Raw genomic sequence first — 25,875 nt, 5'->3', positions numbered from 1 at the left:
CGCCGTCGGCGAGCGTCTCCCGAGCGTCGATCACGTCGCTGTCCGGCGACCAGCCGCGACACGTGGAGGCGGCGCTGGCGCTCGGTCGCCGGGTCGACGAGCAGGTCGCCTGGCCGTCCGGCCGGCTACGTCGAGGGGGTGGTGGAGGCCGGAGTGGGCGTCGGCCCGTAGTCGTCGTGCGACGCCCCGCGCCGACGGGCCTCAGCGCGCGCGCGTGAAGGTGGCGACGATGCCCGGGTGGTCGGTGACCAGGTGACGGTAGGTCCGGGAGGAGTCGATCCGGAAGTCCGCCCTGCGCTCGGCCATCACGTAGTCGATGCCCGACCCCGTGCGGCCGGTGGCGCTGTAGTTGGTCTCGAGGCGCAGCGGCCTGGTGATCCGCCCCTTGACGAGGTCGTCGGTGGTGTCGCGGTTCTCGGTGACGTTGCAGTCGCACAGCGCCACGAACTGGTGCGGCTCGGGCGCGTCCTGCTTCAGCTCGCGGACCCGCGCCGCCATCCGCCACATGGCCTCGACGCCGGCGCGGTTGGCGTAGTTGGGCCCGCCGGTGCGGCGGTTGTGGAGGTGGTTGGGCAGGTGGAAGCTCACGGCACGGACGACGTGGCCGTTGACGCGGTGGCGGAGCACCGCCACGACGCCGTACTGGTCGTGCGCCGTCCGCCCGGTCTGCGGGCGCCGCCAGGTGGTGCCGGTCAGGAGGGCGGACCGGGTGCGCTGCAGCTTCCAGACGTCCTTGTCGAAGGCGATCGGGTTGTCGTCGGTGCCCGTGGGTCCGCTGGGCATGAGCAACGTCCACGACTTCGGCAGGCTCGCCCGCAGCGCGGGGCGGCTGGCGAGGCGCTCCTGGAACCCGATCACGGAGGCGCCGCTCTGCAGCACCCGGCCGATGTCGTGGCGCATGCCACGGACCTTCATGCCCTTCTTCAGGTTGAGCGTGGCCATGCTGAAGCGGCCGGCCGGGACCCGGTCGGCGGCCTGTGGCCGTGCCTCCTCGAGTGCCTGCGCCGGGGAGCCGGCGATCATCGACCCGGCGACCAGCAGGACGACGGTGGCGGCCAGGGCACTCAGGCGGACGAGGACGTGGTGGAGCGGGGGCAGCAAAAACATCCCGTCGAGAGTAGGCGAGGCGCGCGTGGGCGACCAATCGGCGCGGCCGGGCGCCGGGTCCGGTCAGTCGTCGTGGTGGATCCGGCCCCGGGTGGACGCGAGCCGCTCGCCCGAGCCGCCCCACTGGCGCGCCACGATCTCCGCCGCGATCGACACGGCCGTCTCCTCGGGTGTGCGCGCGCCGAGGTCGAGCCCGATCGGGGACGACAGCAGCGACAGCTCGGCGTCGCCGAGACCGGCCTCCACGAGGCGAGCCAGTCGCTCCTCGTGGGTGCGCCGCGAGCCCATGGCGCCGATGAAGGCGGGGCGCACGTCGTCGTCGAGGCGGAGCGCGATCTCGAGCAGCGGCACGTCGAACTTCGGGTCGTGGGTCAGCACCGCCAGCACGGTGCGCCGGTCGACGCGGCCGGCGTCGACCTCGGCCCGCAGGTAGCGGTGGGGCCAGTCCACGACGACCTCGTCGGCGCCCGGGAAGCGCGAGGTCGTCGCGAACACGGGACGGGCATCGCAGACGGTGACGTGGTAGCCGAGGAACGAGCCGACCTTGGCCACGGCGGCCGCGAAGTCGATGGCCCCGAACACCAGCATCCGGGGCTTGGGGGCGAACCCCCACACGAACACCCGCATCCCCTCGCCGCGCCGCTCCCCGTCGGGGCCGTACGTCAGGGTCGCGTTGCTGCCCGCTGCGAGCAGGCCGAGGGCGTCGTCGTGGACCGCGGCGTCTGCGCGCGAGGACCCGAGGCTGCCCTGCGCCGGGCCCTCCGGCCGCACCACCAGGCGCCGCCCGACCCGGTCGGGGTCGGGGTGCTCGATCACGGTCGCGAGGGCCACGGGGCGCCCGGCATCGATGTCGGCCGCCACCTCGCCGAGCTGGGGGAACCTCTCGCGCGAGACCGGCTCGACGAAGACGTCGAGGATGCCCCCGCAGGTCAGGCCGACGGCGAAGGCGTCGTCGTCGGAGACGCCGTAGCGCTCGAGCACGGGCGCGCCGCTCGCCACGACCGACTGGGCGAGCTCGTAGACCGCGCCCTCGACGCAGCCGCCCGACACCGATCCGACGGCCGTGTCGTCGGGGCCCACCAGCATCGAGGCACCCGGCGGGCGCGGCGCGGAGCGGAAGGTCGCCACCACGGTGCCGACCCCGACCGTCTCGCCGGCCTCCCACCACTGCAGCAGCTCGGCCAGCACGTCACGCACGGGCGATCACCTCCGTGAGGTCGGCGAAGGTCGCCAGGGAGTGCCCGGCGAGGAAGTCGTCGCAGTGCGGAAGCGCCGCCACCACCCCGCCCTGGAGCGGCTCGTAGCCCGCCTTGCCGCGGTGCGGGTTGACCCAGACCACGCGGTGCGCGACGCGCCGCAGGCGTGCCATCTGCTCGCCGAGGAGGCCCGCGTCGCCGCGCTCCCAGCCGTCGCTGAAGACGACCACGACGGCGCCGCGGGCCATCCCGCGCTGCCCCCAACGGTCGAGGAAGACCCGCAGGGTCTCCCCCAGCCGGGTGCCGCCGGACCAGTCGGGCACGACCTCACCCGCCGCCACGATCGCGCGGTCGGCGTCGGGCGTGCCCAGGGCGCGGGTGACGTGGGTGAGCCGGGTGCCGACGGTGAAGGTCTCCACGGTGCCCCCCTCCGCCCGCGCCGAGCGGGTCAGCCGGTGGGCCAGCCGCAGCAGCGCGTCGGCGTACGCGCTCATCGAGCCGCTGACGTCGACGAGCAGCACCACGCGGCGCGGGCGCGTGCCCCGCCTGCGCCAGGCGATCTCACCGGGCTCGCCGAGGTGGCGCAGCGAGTTGCGCAGGGTGCGCGAGGCGTCGAGGCGTCCGCGGCGCCAGCGGCGGTGGCGGGCGGTGCGCCGCACCGGCGGGTGCAGCGACAGCCGGACGAACATCGCGGCCAGCCGCCGCCTCTCCGCGGCGTCGAGCGTCGCCACGTCGCGGTGCTTGAGCACCTCGGCCTCCGACGCCATGGCCCGCACCACGTCCTCCTCCGACTCCCCCGACCCGCCCGGCCCCTCCGCCTCGGGGAGCAGGTGGGCAGTGGAGGGTCGCGACGCCTCGCGGGGGTGGGCGCGTGGCAGGCCGTCGCGCGGGTCGAACCACGCGGCGAAGACCGCCTCGAAACGGGCGAGGTCGTCGGGCGAGCCGCACAGCGTCGCGCGCCCGGCCCAGTAGGTGGCCTGCCGGTCGTCGGCGCCGACCGCGGCGACCGCGGCGAGGAAGCCGTGCGCGCGGTCCTGGGTGACCGGCACGCCGGAGGCGCGCAGCGCGCGGGTGAAGGCGAGCAGCACCTCGTCGGCGGCGTGGCGCACCTCGCTCATCTCGCTCATCTCGACAGCATCCGGTCGAGCGCGGCCCGCACCCGGTCGGCGTCCTCGCGATACTTCAGCAGCGCGCCGAGCGTGGTGGCCGCGGACGCGAGGTCGACGTCGGTCGCGCCGAGGTGGGTCAGTGCGCGCGCCCAGTCGAGCGTCTCGGCGACGCCCGGCGGCTTGAGCAGGTCGTCGCGACCACGCAGCTCCTGGACCACGCCGACGACCTGCCGGGCGAGCTCCTCGCCGACCTCGGGGGCGCGCGAGCGGACGATCTCCACCTCGCGCGCCAGCCCGGGGTGGTCGATCCAGTGGTAGAGGCACCGGCGCTTGAGCGCGTCGTGCAGCTCGCGGGTGCGGTTGGAGGTGAGCACCACCAGCGGCGGCTCGGGGGCGGTGACCGTGCCGAACTCCGGGATCGTCACCTGCCACGTGGAGAGCACCTCGAGCAGGAACGCCTCGAACTCGTCGTCGGCGCGGTCCACCTCGTCGACCAGCAGCACCGCCGGGGCCTGGCGCAGTGCGGCGAGGACGGGGCGCGCGAGCAGGAAGCGCTCGTCGTACAGGCTCTTCTCGGCCTCGTCGGGATCGACCTCGCCGCCGGCCTCCAGCGCCCGCAGGTGCAGGATCTGGCGGGGGAAGTCCCAGTCGTAGAGCGCCTGGCTGGCGTCGATGCCCTCGTAGCACTGCAGCCGGACGAGGGGCAGGTCGAGGCTCTCGGCGAGCGCCTCGGCCAGGGCGGTCTTGCCGGTGCCCGGCTCGCCCTCGAGCAGCAGCGGGCGCTGCATCCGCGCGGCGAGGAACACGACGGTCGCCAGCTCGTCGTCGCAGAGGTAGCCGGTCGCGCCCAGCCGGGCGGCGACGTCGGCGGCGGAGTCGATCCCATGCACCATGCGGGTCAGGCTACGACCCGGCACGTTGGCTCGACGTTGGAACGCGGTCAGGTCACGGACGCCTCTCAGCGGCGGTCCACGTCGGCGCCGGTCGCCAGGTCGCCGCACTCGACCATCGCGACGTCGTGGGCGGCCAGGTAGTCGCGCGCCCCGCGGTCACCACGCGCGGAGGCCACCACGCCCGGCCAGTGGTCGCGGCCGAGGAGCACCGGGTGCCCCGGCACCCCGTCGTACGCCGCCCGCGCGAGGTCGGCGGGCCCGCGCGAGGCGCCGAGGAGGCGGGCGACGACCGCACCGTCGACGTCGGGCAGGTCGACGAGCGAGACGAGCACGGACTCGTGCCCGGTGGGGGTGAGCGCCTCCAGGCCGGCGCGCAGCGAGGCGCCCATCCCCTCTGCCCAGTCGTCGGCCCGGATCCGGGCGACCGACATGGGCAGCAGCGCCGCGGCGCGCTCGGCCTCGGCGCCCAGCACGACGACGATCTCCGCGCAGGGCCGCAGCGCCTGCAGCGAGCGCAGCAGCCACGAGGTGCCGTCCTCGTCCCGGGCCAGCGCCTTGGGGCCGCCGAAGCGCCGCCCGGCGCCCGCGGCGAGGAGCAGGCCGGCGGTCATGGGCCCACCGTAGGGCCCGGACGGCCGCTCAGGCGCGGGTGGCCACCGTCAGCAGCACCACGGCGTCAGTGCGCGCGACCAGGTCGTGGCGCACGGGCGGGATCACCCCGTGGTCGCCGCCACGCAGCTCGTGGGTGTCCTCGCCCGCGTGGAGGCTCACCTCGCCCTCCAGCACCTGCAGGGTGGCCTCGCCCGGCGACTCGTGCTCGCCGAGACGCGTGCCGGCCGTCATCGCGATCACCGTCTGACGCAGGTCGTGCTCGCGCCCGCCGTGCACGGTCACGGCCGAGCGGCCGGCGCTCGCCGTGCGGGCCGTCTCCAGCTGCTGGACGGCGAGCGCGGTCAACGACGTGATCTGCATGGATCCTCCTGGGGCGTCAGCGGGTCGAGACGGTCCTGCCCGGGTGCGCGCGTTCCCACGCGGCGATCGCAGCGTCCCACTCCGGGCCGCTGAACTCCACCAGGGTGACGGGGAAGATCCCGTCCTCCTCCTTGGAGATGTGGATCCGCAGCTCGGTCATCTGGTGGTGCAGGAGGTCGCGGTCGTCCGCACGCCCCAGGTCGAGGCCGGCGAGCAGCGCGCCGAGCTCGCGGTGCTCGTCGACCAGCGGGTCGATGTGCTGGCGGTAGAGCTCGTCGGTGCGCATCAGGGCGAAGATCCCCTCCTCCTCCCCCTGCCAGTGGCTGCGCAGCTCGGCGCGCATCGCCTCGACGGTGGAGCCCGCCTGCTCGAACGCGCCGTGCCCGGCCTGCTCGAGGGCCCGCATGCCGAGCTCGAGCACCAGCTCGTGCTCGGCGATGAAGTCGCGGATCAGCGGGATCTGGCGGCAGCCGCAGTAGTGGCACACGGCTCAGCCCACCCGGTCCCAGCCGCGGGGCGGCGCTGCGGTCCCCAGCGGGATGTCGTCGCGCGAGCGGTAGACGATGTAGGGCCTCGTCAGGTAGCCGACGGGCGCGGAGAACACGTGCACGAGCCGGGTGAAGGGCCACAGCGCGAACAGGCCGAAGGCGACCAGGGCGTGGAGCTGGAAGCCGATCGGCGCGTCGGCCATCAGGTCGGCGTCGGGCTGGAAGGCGAGAAAGGACCGATACCAGACCGAGACGCCCTCCCGGTAGTTGTACTCACCGCCCAGGCTGAAGATCGAGCCGGCGATGGTGTTCCACATGCCCAGCACGATGGCCGCGCCGAGGAAGGCGTACATCACCTTGTCCATCCCGGTGGTGGCGGAGAAGACCGGGCCCACGGTCCGGCGGCGGTAGATCAGGATGACCATGCCCGTCAGCGCCATCAGTCCGGCGATCAGCCCGCCGATCACTGCGATGTAGTGGTAGAGCTCGTCGTCGATGCCGACCGCCTCGGTCCACGACCGCGGGACGAGCAGGCCGATGATGTGGCCGGCGACCACGCCGAGCATGCCGAAGTGGAACAGCGGCGAGCCCAGCCTGAGCAGCCGCTCCTCGTAGAGCTGCGAGGAGCGGGTGGTCCAGCCGAACTTGTCGTAGCGGTAGCGCCACACGTGGCCGACGACGAAGACCGCCAGGCACAGGTAGGGGACGATGACCCACAGGAAGACGCTCATCGGGGGGCTCCTACGGGGATGGTGGCGGACGAGATGAGGGCGGGTCCTCCGGTGAGGGCCGGGTCGGCGGCGTAGCCGGCGAGCCCGACCTCCTCGGCCGGCGGGCCCTGCTCGACGAGACGGCGTACGGCGTCGGCCTCGGTGCCGGCGAGCTCGGGGAGGGTGTCGCAGAGGGCCACCAGCGCCGCCGCCCAGGGCGACCCCGTCGAGCCGTCGTCGTTGCGCCAGCCCGTCAGCGCCAGGCGCAGCATCTCCACGCCGGCGCGGTGCTCCAGGAGCAGCGTCCGGGCGACCTCGGCGTCGACGGTCGCCCCGAGCTGCAGCACCGCGCACAGGTGGTCGGGCAGCTCGCCGAGCGCGTCGTCCCACTCCACGCCGGCCCGGCGGTAGGCGTCCTTGAAGCCCAGGAGCGCGGCCCCGCGCCGGCGGGTGTCGCCGTAGGCGAAGTAGGTGAGGTAGAGCGCGCACTTGCGCGTGTGGTCGAAGGTGGCGACGTAGTCCTGCTGCAGCCGGTCGAGCGGGGTGCGCCGGGCGTGCTCGATGAGCGGGACCAGCTGCGCGTGCCCGGGCACCAGCGCCTCGAGGTCGTCGAGCGAGTCGACCAGGTCGGTCGTGGGGTAGTCGAGCAGGGCCGAGCAGACCGCCCAGACCCGGACGGCCCGCGGGTCGGGTCGGCGCGACCGGCGCCGGAGCATCACGACCCGGCCTCGCCGTCGCGCGGCGGGAACATCCCGGCCGGGGTGCCCTTGCCGTCCCAGTTGAGCAGGTTGACGCGCGTGCCCTTGTCGTCGGGTGCGGCGAGCGTGTCGGAGGTCTGGCGGTCCTGCAGCATCCGGAAGTTGTCGACTGCGACCGGCGTCGGGTAGCCCGATCCCTCGCCGAACAGGTCCTGCTGTCCGCCGCCGTAGTCGTTGACCGGGCAGTCGGTGGCCAGCTCCTCGAGCGCGTGCGCCTGCTCGGCGTGGGCCGGCGGGATCACGTAGCGCTCGGAGTACTTGGCGATGGCGAGCAGCCGGAACATCTCGTACATCCGCTCGCCGGTCATGCCGACCGCGGCCGGGATCGACTCGTCGGGGTCGCGGCCGAGGTTGATGTCGCGCATGTAGGACCGCATCGCGGCGAGCTTCTTCAGCACCCGGTCCACGGGCGCGGGGTCGCCGGCGGTGAACAGGTTGGCGAGGTACTCCACGGGGATGCGGAGGGTGTCGATGGCCGCGAACAGGTTGCCCCGGTCCTCGGCGTCCTCCCCCGTCTCGCGTACGACGTCGACGACCGGCGACAGCGGCGGGATGTACCAGACCATCGGCATCGTGCGGTACTCCGGGTGCAGGGGCAGGGCGACCTCGTAGGTGTTGATCAGTGCCCACACCGGCGAGCGCCCGGCGGCGTCGACCCAGTCGCCCGGGATGCCGGCCCGCTCCGCTGCCCGCCGGACCTCGGGGTCGTGCGGGTCGAGGAAGCACGCGCGCTGGGCGTCGTAGAGCTCGTGCTCGTCCTCGATGCTCGCCGCCTCGAGCACCTTGTCGGCGTCGTAGAGCATCAGGCCGATGTAGCGCAGCCGGCCCACGCACGTCTCCGAGCACACGGTCGGGATGCCGACCTCGACCCGGGGGTAGCAGAACGTGCACTTCTCGGCCTTGCCGGTCTTGTGGTTGAAGTAGACCTTCTTGTAGGGGCACCCGGACACGCACATGCGCCAGCCGCGGCAGCGGTCCTGGTCGACCAGGACGATGCCGTCCTCCTCACGCTTGTAGATCGCGCCGCTGGGGCACGACGCGGCGCACGACGGGTTGAGGCAGTGCTCGCAGATGCGCGGGAGGTAGAACATGAAGGTCTGCTCGAACTCCAGGCGCACCTTGTCCTCGATGCCCTTGAGCATCACGTCGCGGGCCGCATGCTCATGCGAGCCGCCGAGGTCGTCGTCCCAGTTGGCCGACCACTCCACGTTCATGTGCTCGCCGGAGATGAGGCTGCGGGGGCGGGCGACAGGGAACGTGTCGGACTGCGGTGAGCTGGTCAGCGTCTCGTAGTCGTAGGTCCAGGGCTCGTAGTAGTCCTCGATCGAGGGCAGCTTGGGGTTGGAGAAGATGGTGAGCAGCTTCTTCATCCGCCCGCCCGCCCGGAGCGCCAGCCGGCCGTCGCGCTTGCGGACCCAGCCGCCCTGCCACTCCTCCTGGTCCTCGTAGGTCCGGGGGTAGCCCAACCCGGGGCGGGTCTCGACGTTGTTGAACCAGACGTACTCCGTGCCGGCCCGGTTGGTCCACGCCTGCTTGCAGGTCACCGAGCAGGTGTGGCACCCGATGCACTTGTCGAGGTTCATCACCATGGCCATCTGTGCCATCACGCGCATGTCAGTCGTCTCCCGTCCCGCTCAGTACGCCACCGGCGCGGTCCGCTTGCGGATCATCGTGACCTCGTCGCGGTTGTTGCCGATCGGGCCGATGTAGTTGAAGAAGTAGGCCAGCTGGGCGTAGCCGCCGACGATGTGGTTGGGCTTGAGCAGGACCCGGGTGAGGCTGTTGTGGATGCCGCCGCGCTTGCCGTCGCGCTCGGTCAACGGCACGTCGATCAGCCGGTCCTGGGCGTGGTGCATGTAGACGGTGCCCTCGGGCATCCGGTGGCTCACGATCGCGCGGGCCGCGACGACGCCGTTGCGGTTGACCATCTCGATCCAGTCGTTGTCGCCGATCCCCACCTTCGCCGCGTCGCGGTCGGAGATCCACACCGACTGGCCACCCCGCGAGAGCGAGAGCATGAACAGGTTGTCCTGGTACTCGGAGTGGATCGCCCACTTGTTGTGCGGGGTGAGGTAGCGCACCGAGACGCCGAGCTCGGTCTGCTCCCCGACCGGCACCTCACCGAACAGCTCGGTCATGTTGAGCGGCGGGCGGTAGACCGGCAGCATCTCGCCCATCCCGAGGAACCAGTCGTGGTCGAGGTAGAACTGCTGGCGCCCGGTCAGGGTGTGGAAGGGCTTCTTGCGCTCGATGTTGATCGTGAACGGGCTGTAGCGCCGCCCGCCCGACTCCGAGCCCGACCACTCCGGCGAGGTGATCACCGGGACCGGCGCCACCTGGGTGTCGGCGAACGTGATCTGCTTCCCCTCGTGCTCCGCCGCGAGGTCGGCGAGCCCCGTGCCCGTGCGCTTCTCGAGGAAGCGGAAGCCCTCCGTGGCGAGGTGCCCGTTGGAGACGCCGGAGAGGTGGAGCATGGCGTCGGCCATCTGCACGTCGGTCTCCAGACGCGGCTGGCCGTCGCCGACCCCGCCGTGGACGACGCCGTTGCGCTGGCGCAGGGCCTCCACCGCGCGCGCCGGGTCGTACGAGACCCCCTTGGTCACCATCCCGGCCTTCTCCAGGAGCGGGCCGATCGTGGTCATCTTGTCGAAGACCGCCGTGTAGTCACGCTCGGCCACGGCGATCACCGGCATCGTCCTGCCGGGCACCGGCTCCACCTCACCGATCCTCCAGTCCCGCACCACGCCGTGCTCGGACGCCATCGCCTCCGGGGTGTCGTGCCACAGCGGCTTGGCCACCACGTCGCGACGCGTGCCGAGGTGGTCGACGGCGAGCTCGGAGAACCTCTTCGCGATCGTCTTCCACGCGTCCCAGTCCGACCTGGTCTGCCACGGCGGCGCGATCGCGGGGTTGAACGAGTGGATGTAGGGGTGCATGTCGGTGGTCGAGAGGTCGTGCTTCTCGTACCAGGTCGCCGCCGGCAGGACGACGTCGCTGAGGATCGTCGACGACGTCATCCGGAAGTCGATCGTCAGGAGCAGGTCGAGCCGACCCTCGGCCGCGCGGTCCGCCCAGACGACGTCCCGCGGCCTCTTGTCCGGCGGCGCCTCGACGGCAGTGGCGGACGAGTCGGTCCCGAGCAGGTGGCGCAGGAAGTACTCGTTGCCCTTGGCCGAGGACCCCAGCAGGTTGGAGCGCCACAGCGACAGCAGCCGGGGATGGTTGTCCTCGTGCTCGGGGTCCTCGACCGCGAAGCGCAGGCGGCCCTCCTTGAGCTCCCGGGCGACGTACGCCGGCGCCTCCATCCCCGCCGCCTCCGCGTCGTCGGCGAGCTGGAGGCTGCTGCGGTCGAAGGTGGGGTAGGAGGGCGACCACCCCAGCCGCACGGACTGGGCCAGCAGGTCCATCACCGTGCGGCCGGCGAAGATGCCCGTGCCGCAGTCGAGGTCGTCGGCGGTGAAGGTGTCATAGCGGTACTGCGAGGTGTTGACGTACCAGTACGCCGTCTGGTTCATGTGGCGCGGCGGGCGGTGCCAGTCCAGCGCGAACGCCATGTGCTGGAAGCCCATGAGCGGGCGCATCTTCTCCTGGCCGACGTAGTGCGCCCAGCCGCCGCCGTTGCGGCCCTGGGCACCCGTGATCGTGGTGAGCACCAGGATGGCGCGGTAGATCTGGTCGGAGTGGAACCAGTGGTTGACGCCCGCACCGAGCAGGATCATCCCGCGGCCCTCGGTGTCGACCGCGTTGCGCGCCCACTCGCGCGCCAGCCGGACGACCTGGGCGGCCGGGACCCCGGTGTGCTGCTCCTGCCAGGCCGGGGTGGCCGGCACGGCCGGGTCGTCGTAGCCGCGCGCGTCGGACTCGCTCGTGCGCGGCCAGGTGCCCGGCAGGCCGGGCCGGGCGACGCCGTACTGGGCGAGCAGGAGGTCGAGCACAGTGGTGACGACGCGATCGCCCACCCGCGCCACCGGCACGCCCCGGCGCTCGCGCACGACCTTGCCGTCGGCGGCGTCGAAGCGCGGCAGCTCGACCTCGACGGACTCGCGGGTCCCGCCCTGGTGGTCGCGGTACATGCTCAGCGCCGGGTCGAGGTCGCCGAGCTCGAGGTTCCACCTCCCGACGCCGGCCTCGCCGAAGCGGTCGCCGATGGAGCCGTGCGGGATGCGGACGTCGCCGGTCGTGGCGTCGACCACGGCGGGCTTCCACATGGCGTTCTCGCTGGTCCCCCCGAGGTCGCCCTCGACGAGGAACTTGCCGGGGCGGTAGCCGCCGCCTGCCGCGGGCTCGAGGCACACGAGGTGCGGGAGGTCGGTGAACTGCTTGGTGTAGGCCTCGAAGAACGGCGTGCTGCTCTCGGCGAAGAACTCCTTGAGCACGACGTGGCCCATCGCCATCGCCAGTGCACCGTCGGTGCCCGGCGCCGGGCTCACCCACTCGTCGGCGAACTTCACGCTCTCGGCGTAGTCGGGCGCGATCGCGACCACCTTCTGGCCGCGGTAGCGCGCCTCGGTCATCCAGTGGGCGTCGGGGGTGCGGGTGAGCGGGACGTTGGAGCCCCACATCATCAGGTAGCCGGCGTCCCACCAGTCGCCGGACTCCGGGACGTCGGTCTGGTCGCCGAACATCTGGGGCGAGGCGTTGGGCAGGTCGGCATACCAGTCGTAGAACGACAGCATGGGAGCCCCGACGAGCTCGAGGAACCGCGCTCCGGAGGCGTAGGACACCGGCGACATCGCGGGGATCGGCGAGAAGCCGGCGATGCGGTCGGGGCCCCACCGCTTGACCGTGTAGACGTGGGCGGCCGCCACGATCTCGGTGACCTCGTCCCAGGACGCCCGCACCAGGCCGCCCTTGCCGCGCGCCGACTTGTAGGCCCGAGCCTGCTCCTCGTCCTGGACGATCGATCCCCAGGCGACCACCGGGTCGCCGTACTGCTGCTTGGCGGCGCGGAACATCTCGAGCAGCACGCCGCGGACGTAGGGGTAGCGCACCCGGGTGGGGCTGTAGGTGTACCAGCTGAACGCCGCCCCTCGCGGGCAGCCGCGGGGCTCGTACTCCGGGCGGTCGGGCCCGGCGCTGGGGTAGTCGGTCTGCTGCGCCTCCCAGGTGATGATCCCGTCCTTGACGTAGACCTTCCACGAGCACGACCCGGTGCAGTTGACCCCGTGCGTCGACCGCACCACCTTGTCGTGGCTCCAGCGGTCGCGGTAGAACACGTCGCCCTCACGACCGCCCTGCGCGTAGAGGACGCGGTCGTCCTCGCTCACCTGCGCCTTGGTGAAGAAGCGGCGCCCGCCGATGAGCGCCTTCTGCAGCTGGTTCTCGAGGTCGGTCACGTCGGGCCCTTTCGTGAGGTCGATCCGCTCAAGCGGCGACGCCGGCGGCGGCGGCCGACTCCGCCGCGGTGCGGCGGACGAGGGTCACGGTCAGCACCAGGGTCAGCGCGGAGGTCACGGCGAGCAGCCACAGCCCGATGGCGTAGGACTCCGTCTGGCCGTAGATCCACCCCATGAGGAGGGGCGGCACGAAGCCACCGAGCCCGCCGGCCGCGCCCACCAGCCCGGTCACGCCACCGACGCGGGCGGGTTGCGTGGCCTGCGCGATCAGGGCGAAGGTCGCGCCGGAGCCGGAGCCGAGGGCCGCGGCCATCAGCAGGAAGGTGGCGGTGCCGAGGGTGAGGTAGCTCCCGTCGGCCGCAGTCACGGGCGGGTTGGGCGCGGCGACCGCGGCGCAGACGGCCACCACGGCGAAGCCGGCGGCGAGCACGGGGATGGAGCCGAGCCGGTCCGACAGCCAGCCGCCGACGGGCCGCATCACGACCGCGACCACCACGAAGCCCGCCATCCGGTTGGCCGCGTCGGCCGGCTCGAGCCCGTGGGCGGTCTTGAGGTAGGTCGGCAGGAACACCGAGAAGGCGACGTAGCCCCCGAAGGCGACCGCGTAGAGCACGCTGGCCTGCCAGGTGATCGGCAGGCGGGCGTCGGCCGACACCCGCGCGCCGAGGCTGGTGCTGGGCGGGACCCGGCCGGGTGCGTCCCGCATGACCACCCAGGCGACCACCGCGTAGACCGCCAGGACCCCCGCGGTGATGAGGAAGGGGGCGGTCCGCCCGAGGTTCTCCCAGAGCGGGACGGTCGTCAGGGCGCTGATCGCGGTGCCGCCCATGCCCGCCCCGAAGATGCCGACCGCCAGGCCCCGCTTCTCCGGCGGGAACCATGCGTTGACGAAGGGGACACCGACGGCGAACGCTGTGCCGGCGATGCCGAGGAAGAAGCCGCCGAGGAGCACCAGCGGGTAGGAGTCGAGGGCGAAGTAGGCCAGGAACAGCACCGGCACGATGGACACACCGGACACGATCGGGAACATCAGCCGCCCGCCGTAGCGATCGGTCAGCGCGCCCACCACGATGCGGCCCAGCGAGCCGACCACCACGGGGACGGCGACCATCAGCGACACCTCGGACTGGCTGAGCTGGCCGAGCGGGCTGTCGGCGCCCTGCTTGAGGAAGAGCGGGCCGAGCGGGCTGATCAGCGCCCAGGCCCAGAAGTTGACCGCGAACCCGATCGTGGCCAGGGCCAGCATCACCCACGGGTTGCCCGGGCTCCGGGGTGCGGTCGTGGCGCTCATCGTGTGCTCCTGGTGGTCGAGGAACCAACCCAAACCCACCGAACAGCTCGGGCCCTGTGCGATGTGCTCACGAAGTTACGCGCGCCGCGATCAGGCTCGCTAGGGGCCGACTGCCGGGGCCGGATGGGCCCCTGACCCGCCCCTGACGCGGCTGCGCCCCGGGCCGATCGGCCCGGTCCCCCAACGGTTCAGGCGGCGCATCCTGACTCCGAGACGCCGCCGAGTCGGCGCATCCTGCACGCAATGGGTGTCAGGATGCGCCGACTCGGCGATTCACTCGGGGCCGGTGCCCTTCCCAGGGCCCCTCACTGAGCGGCGTCGAAGGCCTGGTCGTAGAGCGCCTCGAGCTCCGGGGAGGCCTCCGCGGTGAAGCCGCAGAGCGTGACCCGGTCGTCGTCGGCGCTGACGAGGTAGGTGCGCCCCTCCTGGAAGTCGACGGCCATCAGCAGGTCCCCCAGCGCCTTGCTGGGTGCCTCGACGACGACGGTGGGCGTCTCGGCGCCGGCGTACCACTGCTCCACCTCGAGCGTCGCCGTCCCGTCGGCCAGGGAGGTGACGGTGCCCTCGAACGCCGTGTCGAACGTCGCGAGGACCTCCGCGGAGGGCATGGCGCACTTGCCGGCGCTCGAGCCGTCGGCGGTGAGGACCAGCGGCTCCGTCGAGGTCTCGGTCGGGGTCTCGGTCTGGCTCGTGGACTCGCTCGCGGTCGGCTCGGACGTGGGCGCGTCGTCGTCCTCCGCGCCGCAGCCGGCGAGCGTGAGGGCGAGGACGAGGCCCGCGGCCCCTGCGGGGAGCAGGTGGGCCGGGTGGCGTCGGGTGGTGTGTCGGCTCATGGCGGGCATCCCTTTCGTCGTACGGGCGGCGCGGGCCTCCCGTTCTCCGGTCCGACGTGGTGGCGGGTGGCCGGGTTCCCCGGCGGGGCTCACAGAGGGTGCCACCTGCGCCGACACGACCGGAGATGGCAGCAGCAGGGCCCCCGCCGGAGCGGGGGCCCTGCTGGTTCTGGCTGGTGGAGCTGGTGGACCTGATCAGTCGATCAGAAGTCCATGCCGCCCATGCCGCCCATGTCGCCGCCGGGCATGGCCGGCGTCTTCTCGGGCTTGTCGGCCACGACGGCCTCGGTGGTGAGGAACAGCGCGGCGATCGACGCGGCGTTCTGCAGCGCCGAGCGGGTGACCTTGGCCGGGTCGATGATGCCCTCGGCGATCATGTCGACGTAGTCACCGGTCGCGGCGTTGAGGCCGTGACCCGCCTCGAGGTTGCGCACCTTCTCGGCGACGACGCCACCCTCGAGACCGGCGTTGACGGCGATCTGCTTGAGCGGGGCCTCGGTCGCCTTGCGGACGATCTCGGCACCGGTCGCCTCGTCGCCGGTGAGCTCGAGCTTGCCGAACGCGATGTCGGCGGCCTGGACGAGCGCCACGCCACCGCCGGCGACGATGCCCTCCTCGACGGCGGCCTTCGCGTTGCGAACGGCGTCCTCGATGCGGTGCTTGCGCTCCTTGAGCTCGACCTCGGTGGCCGCGCCGACCTTGATGACGGCCACGCCGCCGGCCAGCTTGGCGAGGCGCTCCTGGAGCTTCTCGCGGTCGTAGTCGGAGTCGGACTTCTCGATCTCGGCGCGGATCTGGTTGACCCGGCCCTCGATCTGGCCCTGGTCGCCGGCACCCTCGACGATGGTGGTCTCGTCCTTGGTGATGACGACCTTGCGCGCCTGGCCGAGCAGCTCCAGGCCGGCGGACTCGAGCTTGAGGCCGACCTCCTCGGAGATGACCTGGCCACCGGTGAGGATGGCGATGTCCTGCAGCATGGCCTTGCGGCGGTCACCGAAGCCCGGGGCCTTGACGGCCACGGAGCGGAAGGTGCCCTTGATCTTGTTGACCACCAGGGTCGAGAGGGCCTCGCCGTCGACGTCCTCGGCGATGATCAGCAGCGGCTTGCCGGACTGCATGACCTTCTCCAGCAGCGGCAGCAGGTCCTTGACCGTCGACACCTTGGAGTTGGCGATGAGGATGTAGGGGTCCTCCAGCACGGCCTCCATGCGCTCGAGGTCGGTCGCGAAGTAGGCCGAGATGTAGCCCTTGTCGAAGCGCATGCCCTCGGTCAGCTCGAGGTCCAGCCCGAAGGTGTTGGACTCCTCGACGGTGATGACGCCTTCCTTGCCGACCTTGTCCATCGCCTCGGCGATGATCTCGCCGACGGTGGTGTCGGCGGCGGAGATCGAGGCGGTCGAGGCGATCTGCTCCTTGGTCTCGACGTCCTTGGCCATGGCGAGCAGCTGCTCGGACACGGCGGCGACGGCGGCCTCGATGCCCCGCTTGAGGCCCATCGGGTTGGCGCCGGCCGCGACGTTGCGCAGGCCCTCGCGGACCATGGCCTGGGCCAGGACGGTGGCCGTCGTCGTGCCGTCACCGGCGACGTCGTCGGTCTTCTTGGCGACCTCCTTGACCAGCTCGGCGCCGATCTTCTCGTAGGGGTCCTCCAGCTCGATCTCCTTGGCGATCGAGACACCGTCGTTGGTGATCGTGGGGGCGCCCCACTTCTTCTCCAGGACGACGTTGCGGCCCTTGGGGCCGAGGGTGACCTTGACCGCGTCGGCGAGGGTGTTCATTCCTCGCTCGAGGCCGCGGCGGGCCTCCTCGTTGAAAGCAATCAGCTTGGCCATATCGCGTGCGATTCCTATCGACATGAGTCTGTGTGTCGACGCCGGGCGGGCTGCCCGCGACGGACGATCCGCTCCGCCGGCGATCCATTCACGCCGGCTTCTGCGGACCTCAGCGTCACCCAGGTCGTTGTCACTCTCGTGACGAGAGTGCCAACCTCATGTTTAGCACTCGCCCACCGAGAGTGCAAACGCCACCCGGCGGTTGCCGGGTGGCGCTGGCAGGTGTGAGGGTCGGCTACGGCATCCTGATGAGCTTGATGCCGTTGGCCAGCGAGCTGATCGCGGTCGAGAAGATCGGCCCGAGCTCGGATCCCGACACAGCGCAGTAGTAGAAGTCGCCGTCCGAGTTCTCCGTCGTGCGCTCGGCGGGGGTGCTGCAGTCGCTGTTGGCCTGCGAGGGCAGGCCAGTGGCGGGGTGGGGCGAGGCCGCCGCGGCCAGGGCATCGCGGACGTAGGGGGTGACGGTGCTCGACCCACAGCTCGCCGTGTTGGCCTCACCGAAACCCACGGTGATGATGAGTGCCTTCTCCGCCTTCGCCTGAGTGGCGACGTCGGTGGCGTTCTTGCATGCCTGCCGCAGCTGGCTGGCGGACTCGCCGCCCACGCCCATGTCGCCGGCGGTGTTGAGCGACAGCCCGCCCGAGTGGGCGTTGAGGACTTCCTGCGGCTTGCCATCGGTCTCGAAGAGGATGACCTTCTTGACCGTCCCCTCGCGGGTGGATGGCAGCGAACCCAGGTTGTTGGGGTCCTTGCCGAGGAGGTACCGCGCTGCACCCTTCAACGCACTGGCGAGATGGGTGCGGTACTCGACCGGCGAAGAGGTGTTGCTGATGCACTTCACAGCCTTCACGAGCGGGCTGGCGGTGTTGAGCGTGGGCGTCGCCGACGCGGTCAGGTAGTTGTTGCTGAACGGGGTCGCCACCCACTTGCCCTTGACGATCTCCCCCTGGACGAAGGCCTGGTACTGGCTGTTCGTCTCGGAGGACTTCTTCGCCCGGGGGGCTGGCCACGGCTGGGTCAAGCAGTTGTTGTCCGTCCCCACCGACTTGTGCAGCGCGCCGAGCGCGACGTAGTGCATCTGAGGATTCATCGTCTTGAGCGCGTCCTCGATGCCGGTCACCATGGCTCGCCGGTTGGACTCACTCATGGAGAGGGTCCGGTCGGCCAGCACCACGATGTCCATCGGGTTGGGCGACTCCGCACCGCACGACCCCTTGCACGCAGCCGAGGCGACGCTTCCCGTCCGGCCCGAGTCGATGCCCATGACCGGCGCGAACTTGAAGTCGACGGTCTTGTTGTCGCTCACCTGCACCGTGTTGCACGTGATGCCTACCCCGGTGTCGGGGCACGGGATCGCGCAGATCGCCGCGTTGCACCGCATGGCGGGATACTTGACGTAGTTGTACGGGCTCGGTCCCGGATAGCAGGTGCTCGGGATCTGCGCCGTGCTCGGCAGGTACGGAGAGCTACCGGTCGACGCGACGACGCAGAACAGGTTGACCGCCGGGTTGATGGCACTGTCCTGTTCGAGGGCGATGCTCCGTGCGGCGCTCTTGGCCTGCAAGCCGTTGCTCGGCAGCTCGAACGCGCCGGAGTGTGCAGCGGAGTCGATGTGGTCGTGCAGCTTCTGCCGCTCCATCACCAGGCTCGAGTAGTCGACGCCCAGCGCGGCGGCGCCGAACAGGACCACGGCAAGAAGGGCCACGAGGATCGCTGTCGCCCCGCGCTCGTTGCGGGGTCGTCGTTTCATCGTCATTCGATCCTCATCCGGCTCTCCTTGGACATTGACATCTTGCTCGCGAAGGCCGACCCCATCGGGGTCAACCAGTCCGCTCGGTAGCTGATGGTCACGATGGCGGTGTCACCTGGAGCGGCACTTGCATACGCGCAGCTCACGCCGGTCGGCTTGGCGCAGGTCACGGCTACCGTGGCGGTCCCGCCTCCACCCATCCCGCTCATCGCGGCGTTGACGGCCGAGGACACCTCGGCACTGGTGGCACCCAGGCTCGCCACGCGGGCGCCCTCACGGGCGGCGTTGCCCACCGCGGAGTAGCGGTTGATCGCCCATCCGAAGTCGACGATCCCGAACACGAGCGCGATGAGCAGGGGCACGACGAGGGCGAACTCGACGGCAGCGGCGCCTCGTTCTCCGCGTGCGCTGTTGCGCGGCAGTCCCACGTCGTTCCTCCACACCCTGCCGTACGCCCGCAGGCGCGACGGCTCTCGGCCTGCCGCTCGCATCGTCGGCTGAGACACCGCGCGCAGGATGGGCTCATCCTCGGGGCGGGCGCGTGGTCGGCGCGCCCCCCGATGAGGCCGTTCGTATAGCCCGTTCGGGCCATTTCCTGACCCCGGGTCGCTCCAGCGCGTCCGTCAGCGCCGCAGGCGGTCCACCACGAGGTCGGCGAACGGCGCGGCGTTGGCGGGCGAGACGTCGAGGTAGAGGCCGGGCTCGATCAGCTCGAGCTCGCTCACCACCCACTCGCCGTCCCAGCGCAGCAGGTCGACCCGGAGGTAGTCGATCGGGCGGCCGAAGCGCGCAGCCATGGCGTCGTACGCCCGCTCCACCAGGTCGGCGACGTCGCCGGTCTCGACGGGGCGCACGCTGCCGCCGAACTCCTCGTTGACCCGGACGTCGCCCCCGCCGGGCCGCTTGTCGAAGCGCTGGCCGACACGGCCGTGGAGGACGTGGACCGACGCCTCGCCGTCGGTGCGGATCGACTCCACGAGCGGCTGGACGACCCACGGGCCGTCGACCTCGGGGGAGTCGGGCTGGCTGCGCACCGGCCGGCCCAGGCGCGGGTCGTCGGGGTCGGTGACCACCAGCAGGCCCGCTCCCCCGGCTCCCACCCGCGGCTTGACGACCGCCGCGCCGAAGCGGCGTACGCCCTCGGCGAGCGCGGCCCGGTCGTCGGCGAGCAGGGTGGGCACGACCGGCAGGTCGCCGAGCTCGGTCAGGTAGCGCTTGTCGTGGTTCCACGCGAACACGTCGGCGCCGTTGAGCAGGCGCGACTGGTCGAGCGAGGCCGCCCAGGCGAGGAACTCGCGGTGCCGGGTGACGTAGTCCCAGGTCGAGCGGACGGCGACCAGCTCGGCCGCGTCCCAGTCGACCGCTGGGTCGTCCCACCGCGCCCAGGCGGCGTCCAGCCCGCGCTCGCGCAGGACCGCGTCGAGGACGGCCGCGCCGGGCTCCCCCTGCGGCAGGTCACCGCTGGTGGCGAGCAGGACGTTCATGCAGGGTCGGGGTCCTCGGGCAGCTCGGAGGCGCCGTAGAGCTCGTGGGCGACCCGGTCGCGGTTGGTGCCCTCGCGGTTGTCGCCCTTCTCGATGATCACGAGGTTGTGGTAGCAGTGCACGGCCCGGACCCACTGGTCGGTGTAGGTGGGCTGGTAGCCCTCGAGCAGGAACTCCTCGTGGTTGAGCCCGTCGATGAGGTCCTTGACCAGGTCCATCGACGTGCCCGGCGCCCGCGGGTCGAGCTGGCCGCCCCATGCCGGCCAGTAGGACGTCTGGGTGTCCTCGATGCAGTAGATGGCCCCGTCGGGCAGCAGCGGGAACAGGATGCGGAACGACTCGCGGACGTGGGCCGGGATGTGGCTGCCGTCGTCGATGACGACCAGCGGAGCCCCCTGCTCGTCGATGATCCGCTGGAGGACCTCCGGGTCGGTCTGGTCGCCGAGGTAGGTGTGGATGTGGCCCCGGGTGAGCCACGACTTGTCCTCGATGTCGAGGCCGACGATGCGGGCCTTGGGGAAGAACCAGCGCCACATCTTCATCGACGCACCGCTCTTGCGGCGCTTCTTGTAGCCGCCGATCCCGAGCTCGAGCAGCGTGAACGACTCGCCCCGCAGGTGCTGGAGGTGGCGCTCGTAGTGGGGGGTGTAGCGGTGCACGCCCCACTTGTCGGTGCGGAACTCGATGGCCAGCTCGGTCAGGTTGCTCGCCAGCAGCCGGCGACGGCGCTCGGCCCTGGGGTCGGGCGGCTCGGGCTGGGCAGGCACGGGCGATGCCTGCATCCGGCCTGCCTTCTGGGCCGCCTTCTTGACGGCCTGGCTGGCTCGTCGGGCAGTGGTGCGCACCCGCAGACCCTAGCCTGACCTGCGGCTCCGGACGTGATCCCCCACACCGCGTGCCCCGGTCCACCGGGCGTACGACGGCTCCGGGGGAGGTCCGTGACCGAACGGCAGGGCGAGATGGGTCGATGTACTCAGGACAACCCGACCGGTCCACGCCACGGTAGGGCCATGACCGACACCGCGTCCCCTGCAACGGCACCGCCTCCCGCCCTTCGAGCGGTCGCGCCGCGCCAGCACGCCTGGCTCCGCGGCGAGATCGCCACTTGGACCGCGGAGGGGATCCTCACCGAGGAGCAGGCGGCGCTCCTGTCCTCGCGCTATCGCGCCGAGCCCCACGCCCGCGTCGGCGTCGGCCGCGTGCTGCTCCACCTCGGCGCCGGATTCGTCGGCGTCGGACTCGTCTGGCTCGTCGCCGCCAACCTCGACCAGCTCTCCCCCGCGGCCCGCTTCGCCACCGTGGCGGCGCTGTGGCTCGCGTTCCTCGTGGGCGGCGAGGCGCTGGCCGCGCGGCGCGCCTCACCGCCGCTCGTCGGCGCGCTGCGGCTCCTCGCCGCGCTCGGCGCCGGTGCGCTCGTCTTCCAGGCCGCACAGTCCCTGCAGGTCCCGGCCTACGAGCCGCGCCTCGTCGGACTGTGGTCCGTCGCAGCCCTCCTCCACGCCTATACGACCCGGGCCCACGCGCCGTTCCTGGTCGGCGTCGCCACGGGCGTCACCTGGTGGTTCATGCAGCCCTTGTGGGACGCCCAGGACGGCACGACCGTCGTCGTGCTGCTCGGCGGGGGCGCGGTGCTCGCCGCCGCACTGGCGGTCCTGCACGACGGCTGGGTCGACGCCTTCGCGTGGACCTGGCGCACCGTCGCCGGCGGCGCGGCCCTGCTGGCGCTGTTCGTCGCCGCGATCCCCGGCTCCGGCGGCGACGGACCGGCCTGGTCGACCTGGCTGGTGATGGCCCTCGCCCTTGCCGCGGTGGCCACGGTTGCCGCCGGCGTCCTCCGGCGCGGGGCGCCGGTCCTGGAGCCGGTCGGCGCCCTCGCGGTGCTGCTGGTGGCCGGGGCGCTCAGTCTCTGGGACACCGGCGCCGACACCTCCGGCGTCGACGGAGCCGACTGGGCGCGGGCCGCGATCTCGATCCTCGCCTACGCCGTGCTGGCCGTCGCCGTCGTCACCGTCGGGACCGTGCGCGACCACCCGACGCTCACCTGGATGGCGATGCTGGGGCTGGTCGTGTTCACGACCTCCCAGAGCTTCGCGGTCTTCGCCCCCATCGTCACCGGCGCCTGGCTGTTCGTGGTGCTCGGCACCGTCATCCTCGGCACCGGCTTCCTGTTCGACCGGGCCCGTCGCGAGCTCGCCCAGGCCCTCGACGCGGCCGGCCCCCTACCGACCACCCCGAAGGAGACGGACCGATGACCCGCAACCTGCCCCCCGCCCTGACCGTCGCGGTGGTGGCCGCGTGCCAGCTGGCGCTGGTCGGTGCGGCCGTGGCGCCCCAGCTCTCCGCCCGGGTGGCGGGCGACAGCTACGTGGTGCGGGTGGCGCCGCTCGATCCGATCGATCCGTTCCGCGGCGCCTACGTCGCCCTCGACTACCCCGACCTGCGCCTCGACGCGCCGGACGACGGCGAGTCCGGCGACGCCTACCTCGCCCTCGTCGAGGAGGACGGCGTGTGGGTCGGCGACCGGTGGACGCGCACCCGGCCCGCGCAGGGGCCCTACCTCGCGTGCGACGACCGGTCGTGGCAGGTCCGCTGCGGGATCGAGAGCTGGTTCCTGCCGCAGGACCGCGCGCGGGAGGTCGAGGACCAGCTGCGCGACGGCGCGCTCGCCGAGCTGCGCATCGACTCCCGCGGCAACGCCACCGTCGTCGACGTACGAGCGCCCTGACGTCCGCGGGCGGTCGTCGGGCTCAGCCCCCCGCGACCGCCGGGATCACCGAGATCTGCACCCCGTCGGGGGTCGCGGTGTCGAGGTCGTCGAGGAAGCGCACGTCGTCGTTGCCGACGTAGACGTTGACGAACCGGCGCAGGTGACCGGCCTCGTCGACGATGCGGCCCTTGATGCCGGCGTAGCTCGCGTCGAGGTCGTCGAGGACGGCCGCGAGGGTGTCGCCCTCGGCGCTCACCTCCGACTCACCGCCGGTGTAGGTGCGCAGGATCGTCGGGATGCGGACGGACACGCTCATGCGCGCACCCCCTTCGCTCCGTGCGCGCACGAGGCACGTGTCTCACTGTCGGGGATGGTCCGCTCGCTGCGCTCGCTCATGTGCTGATCTTCCTCTCAGAGCACGCCGGACGCCACGAAGGCGTCGTAGGACGGTGCGATGGTGGCGGCGGGTCCGACCCGGTCGGCGACGGCGTCGAGGGTCTTGAGGCCCATCCCGGTGTTGATCACGACGGTCTCCAGCGAGGTGTCGAGCTGCCCGGTCTCGACGAGCTTCTTGAGCACGCCCACCGTGGTGCCGCCCGCCGTCTCGGTGAAGATGCCCTCGGTGCGGGCCAGCAGCAGGATGCCCTCGCGCACCTCGTCGTCGGTGATGTCCTCGACGGCGCCGCCGCTGCGGCGGCAGATGTCGAGCACGTAGATCCCGTCGGCCGGGTTGCCGATGGCGAGGCTCTTGGCGATGGTGTCGGGCTTGACCGGGCGGATGGCGTCGGTGCCGGCCTTGTAGGCCACCGACACCGGCGAGCAGCCGGTCGCCTGGGCGCCGAAGATCTTGTAGGGCTTGTCCTCGACGAGGCCGAGCGCGACCAGCTCGCGGAACGCCTTGTCGACCTTGGTGAGCTGCGAGCCGGACGCCACCGGGATGACGACCTGGTCGGGGAGCCGCCAGCCGAGCTGCTCGGCGATCTCGTAGCCCAGCGTCTTGGAGCCCTCGGCGTAGAACGGCCGCACGTTGACGTTGACGAACGCCCAGCCCTCCTCCTCGCCGGCGATCTCCGAGGCGAGCTTGTTGACGTCGTCGTAGTTGCCGTCGACGGCCACCAGCCGGTCGGTGTAGACGGCCGAGTTGACCTGCTTGGGCTTCTCGAGGTCGCTCGGGATGAAGACGACGGTCCTGATGCCGGCGCGGGCGCCCGCGGCGGCGACGGCGTTGGCCAGGTTGCCGGTCGACGGGCAGGCGAAGACCTTGGCGCCGAGCTCACGCGCGGCGCTGAGCGCGCAGGCGACGACCCGGTCCTTGAAGGAGTTGGTCGGGTTGGTCGAGTCGTCCTTGACCCACAGCTTCTCCAGGCCGAGCTCGCGGGCCAGGTTGTTCGCCTGCAGCAGGCGGGTGAAGCCCGGCTCGGTGTTGGGGCTCTGCTCGATGTCGGACGGCACCGGCAGCAGCGCCTTGTAGCGCCAGATGTTGGGCGGGCCGGCCGCGATCTCCTCGCGGGTCACGGCCGGGAAGTCGTAGGCCACCTCGAGCGGCCCGAAGCACTCCGGACAGGCGTACGACGGGCCCAGGACGACCTCGTGGCCGCACTCGCGGCAGGCAAGGGCGCGGGCGTTGCCGAAGGCGCGCTCGCGGAACCGGGGCGACTCGGTGGTGCTTTCGTCCAGCAGGGTGCTCATGAAGTCCTCCTTCTCATCTGTCCCCGCGACTCTCGCTGGGGTCGGATTTGGCACCTGCTCCCGTGACTGCCGGAGGGGTGTCCGGACAGGAGGCACACGGGTGGTTGCCGGGACTTCGTCGGGCCGTTCCCTCAGTCCCTCGTGATGAGCAGGCTCAGCCTAGGCAGGCTGTCTCACGATGTGCACATCGTGTCCACGATGCGGACAGCCGTCTGTGGGGCCGTCAGGCCAGCGAGGGCGACGCCAGGGAGGACAGCAGCTCGACGACACCGTCGGGACCGTCCACGACCACGTCGGCCAACCGCACCAGGGCCGGCTGCTCGCTCGAGGCCGAGCACACCACCAGGCCGGGCAGCCCGCCGGAGCGCAGCGCGCGGACGGCCTCGAACGCCTCCACGTCGCCCAGGTCGTCGCCGGCGAAGACGACCCCGGCGGCCTCCTGCTGGGCCACGAACGTGCGCAGCGCCTGGCCCTTGTGCATCTCGGCCGAGCGGACCTCGATCACGTTGCGGCCGGGCTCGATGCCGAGCCGGTGGCGCCGGGCGAGGGCGGTGATCGGCTCGACCAGGCGCTCGAAGGCACCGGTCGGGTCGTCCATCCGGCGGGTGTGCACGGCGACGGCGAGGCCCTTCTCCTCCACGTAGGCGTCGGCGGCCCCGGCGCGCCGCAGCACCCCGGGCAGCTCGCGCTCGAAGCTCGCCAGGCCGGCGGGCGGGCGGGGCGACCTGATCCGCGGCTCGCTGGCCGACCACCGCTCGTTGCCGTACTGGCCGAAGACGAAGAGCTCGGCACCGCGGTCGAGCATGGCGTCGCCCAGCGCGTCGAGGTCGCCCATGGCGATGGCCTGGCGCGCCGGCCGGCCGGTGATCACCGCGACGGCGCGCACCGCCTCGGCGAGGTCGAGCAGCACTCCCGGCGCCCCGGCGTGCAGCCGGGCCGCCTCGGGGTCGTCGACGACCGGCGACAGCGTCCCGTCGAAGTCGAGGCCGACGACCGTGCCGGCGAGGACCTCGCGCACGGCGTCGTAGTGCCTGCGCGCGTCGGCGGAGGTGAACTCCATGGGGCAACCCAACCATGTGGTCCGCTCGCGCGCGGCAGCCGGCCGCCCCGGGGTGTGGGGAGCGGCGCGCCGGGCCGGGTCAGCGCGGGGCGTCGGCGGTGAGGATCACGGTGAGCCGGTCGCGCTTCATCACGCCGACGGCGGGCGCCGTGCGCGTGATGCCGAGGTCGAGCGCGAGCTGCTTGCCCGCAGCCTTGAGCCGCGGCGGGTAGTAGACCGTGCTGGTGGGGATCAGGCCCTGCCAGTTGTCCTCGCCGACCACGGCCCAGCCGACCCCCGTGGCCGTCGCGGCGGTCGCCGCGGCGAGGCCGCGGATGCCGGAGTTGTTGTAGACCTCGACGTAGACCTCGCCGCGCTCGACCTGTGGCTTGGGCTTGGGCTTCGGCTTCTCCGACGGCGTCGGGGCCGGCTCGGCCGACGGCGCCGTGGTCGAGCTGGCGATCGTGGCGGTGTCGACGCGGCGCTCGGTCGGCGCCTGGTCGCGGGTGGCGACGAAGGTGATCGAGGCCATCGCGACGGCGAGGACCGAGAGCATGACGAGCGGCGACGGGAAGGCGACGCCGCGCTCGTCACGACGTCGCGTCGGGGTGCGGCCGGGGCTGGGGAAGCTGGGGAAGCTGGGGAAGGAGGTCATGGGGAAGGTGACCAATCGTGAGTGGG

Annotated in this window: 24 protein-coding genes and 1 riboswitch; of the genes, 2 read left to right on the top strand and 22 right to left on the bottom strand. The window is 72.1% G+C overall.

What is annotated here, in order from left to right; genetic code table 11:
- Positions 1–201: 201 nt before the first annotated feature.
- From AC3X7Z_RS09690 to AC3X7Z_RS09605, 18 genes are all read right to left on the bottom strand, one after another.
- On the bottom strand, positions 202–1,107 hold the full coding sequence (locus AC3X7Z_RS09690) for an exonuclease/endonuclease/phosphatase family protein (protein ID WP_489975781.1): 906 nt from the start codon (positions 1,105–1,107) through the stop codon (positions 202–204).
- A 63-nt stretch (positions 1,108–1,170) separates the two neighbouring features.
- The gene (locus tag AC3X7Z_RS09685) at positions 1,171–2,304 is read right to left on the bottom strand and encodes an XdhC family protein (protein WP_489975780.1); all 1,134 of its coding nucleotides are present in this window, start codon (positions 2,302–2,304) and stop codon (positions 1,171–1,173) included.
- Positions 2,297–3,430 (bottom strand): vWA domain-containing protein, encoded by a 1,134-nt coding sequence (locus AC3X7Z_RS09680; protein WP_489975779.1) that lies wholly within the window; start codon positions 3,428–3,430, stop codon positions 2,297–2,299. Before AC3X7Z_RS09680 ends, AC3X7Z_RS09685 begins: the two co-directional genes overlap by 8 nt.
- On the bottom strand, positions 3,427–4,305 hold the full coding sequence (locus AC3X7Z_RS09675; RefSeq protein WP_489975778.1) for an AAA family ATPase: 879 nt from the start codon (positions 4,303–4,305) through the stop codon (positions 3,427–3,429). Before AC3X7Z_RS09675 ends, AC3X7Z_RS09680 begins: the two co-directional genes overlap by 4 nt.
- Before the next feature lie 65 nt (positions 4,306–4,370).
- Positions 4,371–4,916 carry a nucleotidyltransferase family protein gene (locus AC3X7Z_RS09670; protein WP_489975777.1) on the bottom strand — a complete coding sequence of 182 codons (546 nt, stop codon included), beginning with the start codon at positions 4,914–4,916 and terminating at the stop codon, positions 4,371–4,373.
- A gap of 28 nt (positions 4,917–4,944) precedes the next feature.
- Positions 4,945–5,277, bottom strand: coding sequence for a cupin domain-containing protein (locus AC3X7Z_RS09665; RefSeq protein ID WP_186340273.1), 333 nt, complete (start codon positions 5,275–5,277; stop codon positions 4,945–4,947).
- A 16-nt stretch (positions 5,278–5,293) separates the two neighbouring features.
- Positions 5,294–5,764 (bottom strand): hemerythrin domain-containing protein, encoded by a 471-nt coding sequence (locus AC3X7Z_RS09660; RefSeq protein WP_186340272.1) that lies wholly within the window; start codon positions 5,762–5,764, stop codon positions 5,294–5,296.
- A 3-nt stretch (positions 5,765–5,767) separates the two neighbouring features.
- Complete coding sequence (narI, locus tag AC3X7Z_RS09655; RefSeq protein ID WP_186340271.1) at positions 5,768–6,496, bottom strand: respiratory nitrate reductase subunit gamma; 729 nt, start codon at positions 6,494–6,496, stop codon at positions 5,768–5,770.
- Positions 6,493–7,191, bottom strand: a complete 699-nt coding sequence (gene narJ, locus AC3X7Z_RS09650; protein ID WP_489975776.1) for a nitrate reductase molybdenum cofactor assembly chaperone — start codon at positions 7,189–7,191, stop codon at positions 6,493–6,495. Before narJ ends, narI begins: the two co-directional genes overlap by 4 nt.
- Entirely contained in the window at positions 7,191–8,846 is a 1,656-nt protein-coding gene (narH, locus tag AC3X7Z_RS09645; protein ID WP_489975775.1) for a nitrate reductase subunit beta, read from the bottom strand. Before narH ends, narJ begins: the two co-directional genes overlap by 1 nt.
- Before the next feature lie 21 nt (positions 8,847–8,867).
- The gene (locus tag AC3X7Z_RS09640; protein WP_489975774.1) at positions 8,868–12,569 is read right to left on the bottom strand and encodes a nitrate reductase subunit alpha; all 3,702 of its coding nucleotides are present in this window, start codon (positions 12,567–12,569) and stop codon (positions 8,868–8,870) included.
- A 28-nt stretch (positions 12,570–12,597) separates the two neighbouring features.
- Positions 12,598–13,860, bottom strand: coding sequence for an MFS transporter (locus tag AC3X7Z_RS09635; RefSeq protein WP_206054504.1), 1,263 nt, complete (start codon positions 13,858–13,860; stop codon positions 12,598–12,600).
- 305 nt (positions 13,861–14,165) lie between these two features.
- Positions 14,166–14,693, bottom strand: coding sequence for a hypothetical protein (locus tag AC3X7Z_RS09630; protein WP_489975773.1), 528 nt, complete (start codon positions 14,691–14,693; stop codon positions 14,166–14,168).
- 203 nt (positions 14,694–14,896) lie between these two features.
- Positions 14,897–16,525 carry a chaperonin GroEL gene (gene groL, locus AC3X7Z_RS09625; protein WP_186340267.1) on the bottom strand — a complete coding sequence of 543 codons (1,629 nt, stop codon included), beginning with the start codon at positions 16,523–16,525 and terminating at the stop codon, positions 14,897–14,899.
- A 235-nt stretch (positions 16,526–16,760) separates the two neighbouring features.
- Complete coding sequence (locus AC3X7Z_RS09620) at positions 16,761–18,275, bottom strand: TadE/TadG family type IV pilus assembly protein (protein WP_489975772.1); 1,515 nt, start codon at positions 18,273–18,275, stop codon at positions 16,761–16,763.
- A 2-nt stretch (positions 18,276–18,277) separates the two neighbouring features.
- Positions 18,278–18,703, bottom strand: coding sequence for a TadE/TadG family type IV pilus assembly protein (locus AC3X7Z_RS09615; RefSeq protein WP_489975771.1), 426 nt, complete (start codon positions 18,701–18,703; stop codon positions 18,278–18,280).
- Between the two features lie 195 nt (positions 18,704–18,898).
- On the bottom strand, positions 18,899–19,759 hold the full coding sequence (locus tag AC3X7Z_RS09610) for an ATP-grasp domain-containing protein (RefSeq protein ID WP_489975770.1): 861 nt from the start codon (positions 19,757–19,759) through the stop codon (positions 18,899–18,901).
- Positions 19,756–20,604 carry a hypothetical protein gene (locus AC3X7Z_RS09605; RefSeq protein ID WP_489975769.1) on the bottom strand — a complete coding sequence of 283 codons (849 nt, stop codon included), beginning with the start codon at positions 20,602–20,604 and terminating at the stop codon, positions 19,756–19,758. The genes AC3X7Z_RS09610 and AC3X7Z_RS09605 overlap by 4 nt, the downstream gene beginning before the upstream one ends.
- Positions 20,605–20,769: 165 nt before the next feature.
- On the opposite strand from AC3X7Z_RS09605, the gene AC3X7Z_RS09600 reads away from it, so the two are divergent.
- Positions 20,770–22,011 carry a DUF2157 domain-containing protein gene (locus AC3X7Z_RS09600; protein ID WP_489975768.1) on the top strand — a complete coding sequence of 414 codons (1,242 nt, stop codon included), beginning with the start codon at positions 20,770–20,772 and terminating at the stop codon, positions 22,009–22,011.
- Positions 22,008–22,484 carry a GDYXXLXY domain-containing protein gene (locus tag AC3X7Z_RS09595; RefSeq protein WP_489975767.1) on the top strand — a complete coding sequence of 159 codons (477 nt, stop codon included), beginning with the start codon at positions 22,008–22,010 and terminating at the stop codon, positions 22,482–22,484. The genes AC3X7Z_RS09600 and AC3X7Z_RS09595 overlap by 4 nt, the downstream gene beginning before the upstream one ends.
- Before the next feature lie 22 nt (positions 22,485–22,506).
- Here AC3X7Z_RS09595 and AC3X7Z_RS09590 read toward each other — a convergent pair whose 3' ends face one another.
- The 4 genes from AC3X7Z_RS09590 to AC3X7Z_RS09575 all read right to left on the bottom strand — a co-directional run bounded on the left by AC3X7Z_RS09590 (position 22,507) and on the right by AC3X7Z_RS09575 (position 25,849).
- Complete coding sequence (locus AC3X7Z_RS09590; RefSeq protein WP_186340260.1) at positions 22,507–22,782, bottom strand: MoaD/ThiS family protein; 276 nt, start codon at positions 22,780–22,782, stop codon at positions 22,507–22,509.
- A gap of 95 nt (positions 22,783–22,877) precedes the next feature.
- Positions 22,878–24,155, bottom strand: coding sequence for a threonine synthase (gene thrC / locus AC3X7Z_RS09585; RefSeq protein ID WP_489975766.1), 1,278 nt, complete (start codon positions 24,153–24,155; stop codon positions 22,878–22,880).
- Positions 24,156–24,165: 10 nt separating this feature from the next.
- Positions 24,166–24,306: riboswitch (SAM riboswitch) on the bottom strand.
- A gap of 72 nt (positions 24,307–24,378) precedes the next feature.
- Positions 24,379–25,215, bottom strand: a complete 837-nt coding sequence (gene otsB / locus AC3X7Z_RS09580; RefSeq protein ID WP_186340258.1) for a trehalose-phosphatase — start codon at positions 25,213–25,215, stop codon at positions 24,379–24,381.
- A gap of 79 nt (positions 25,216–25,294) precedes the next feature.
- Positions 25,295–25,849 (bottom strand): LytR C-terminal domain-containing protein, encoded by a 555-nt coding sequence (locus tag AC3X7Z_RS09575; protein ID WP_489975765.1) that lies wholly within the window; start codon positions 25,847–25,849, stop codon positions 25,295–25,297.
- Positions 25,850–25,875 lie beyond the last annotated feature (26 nt).

Source organism: Nocardioides sp. Z24_21, assembly GCF_058134345.1.
The sequence above is the reverse complement of the archived record's forward strand: the minus strand, read 5'-3'. Positions and strand labels throughout refer to the sequence as shown.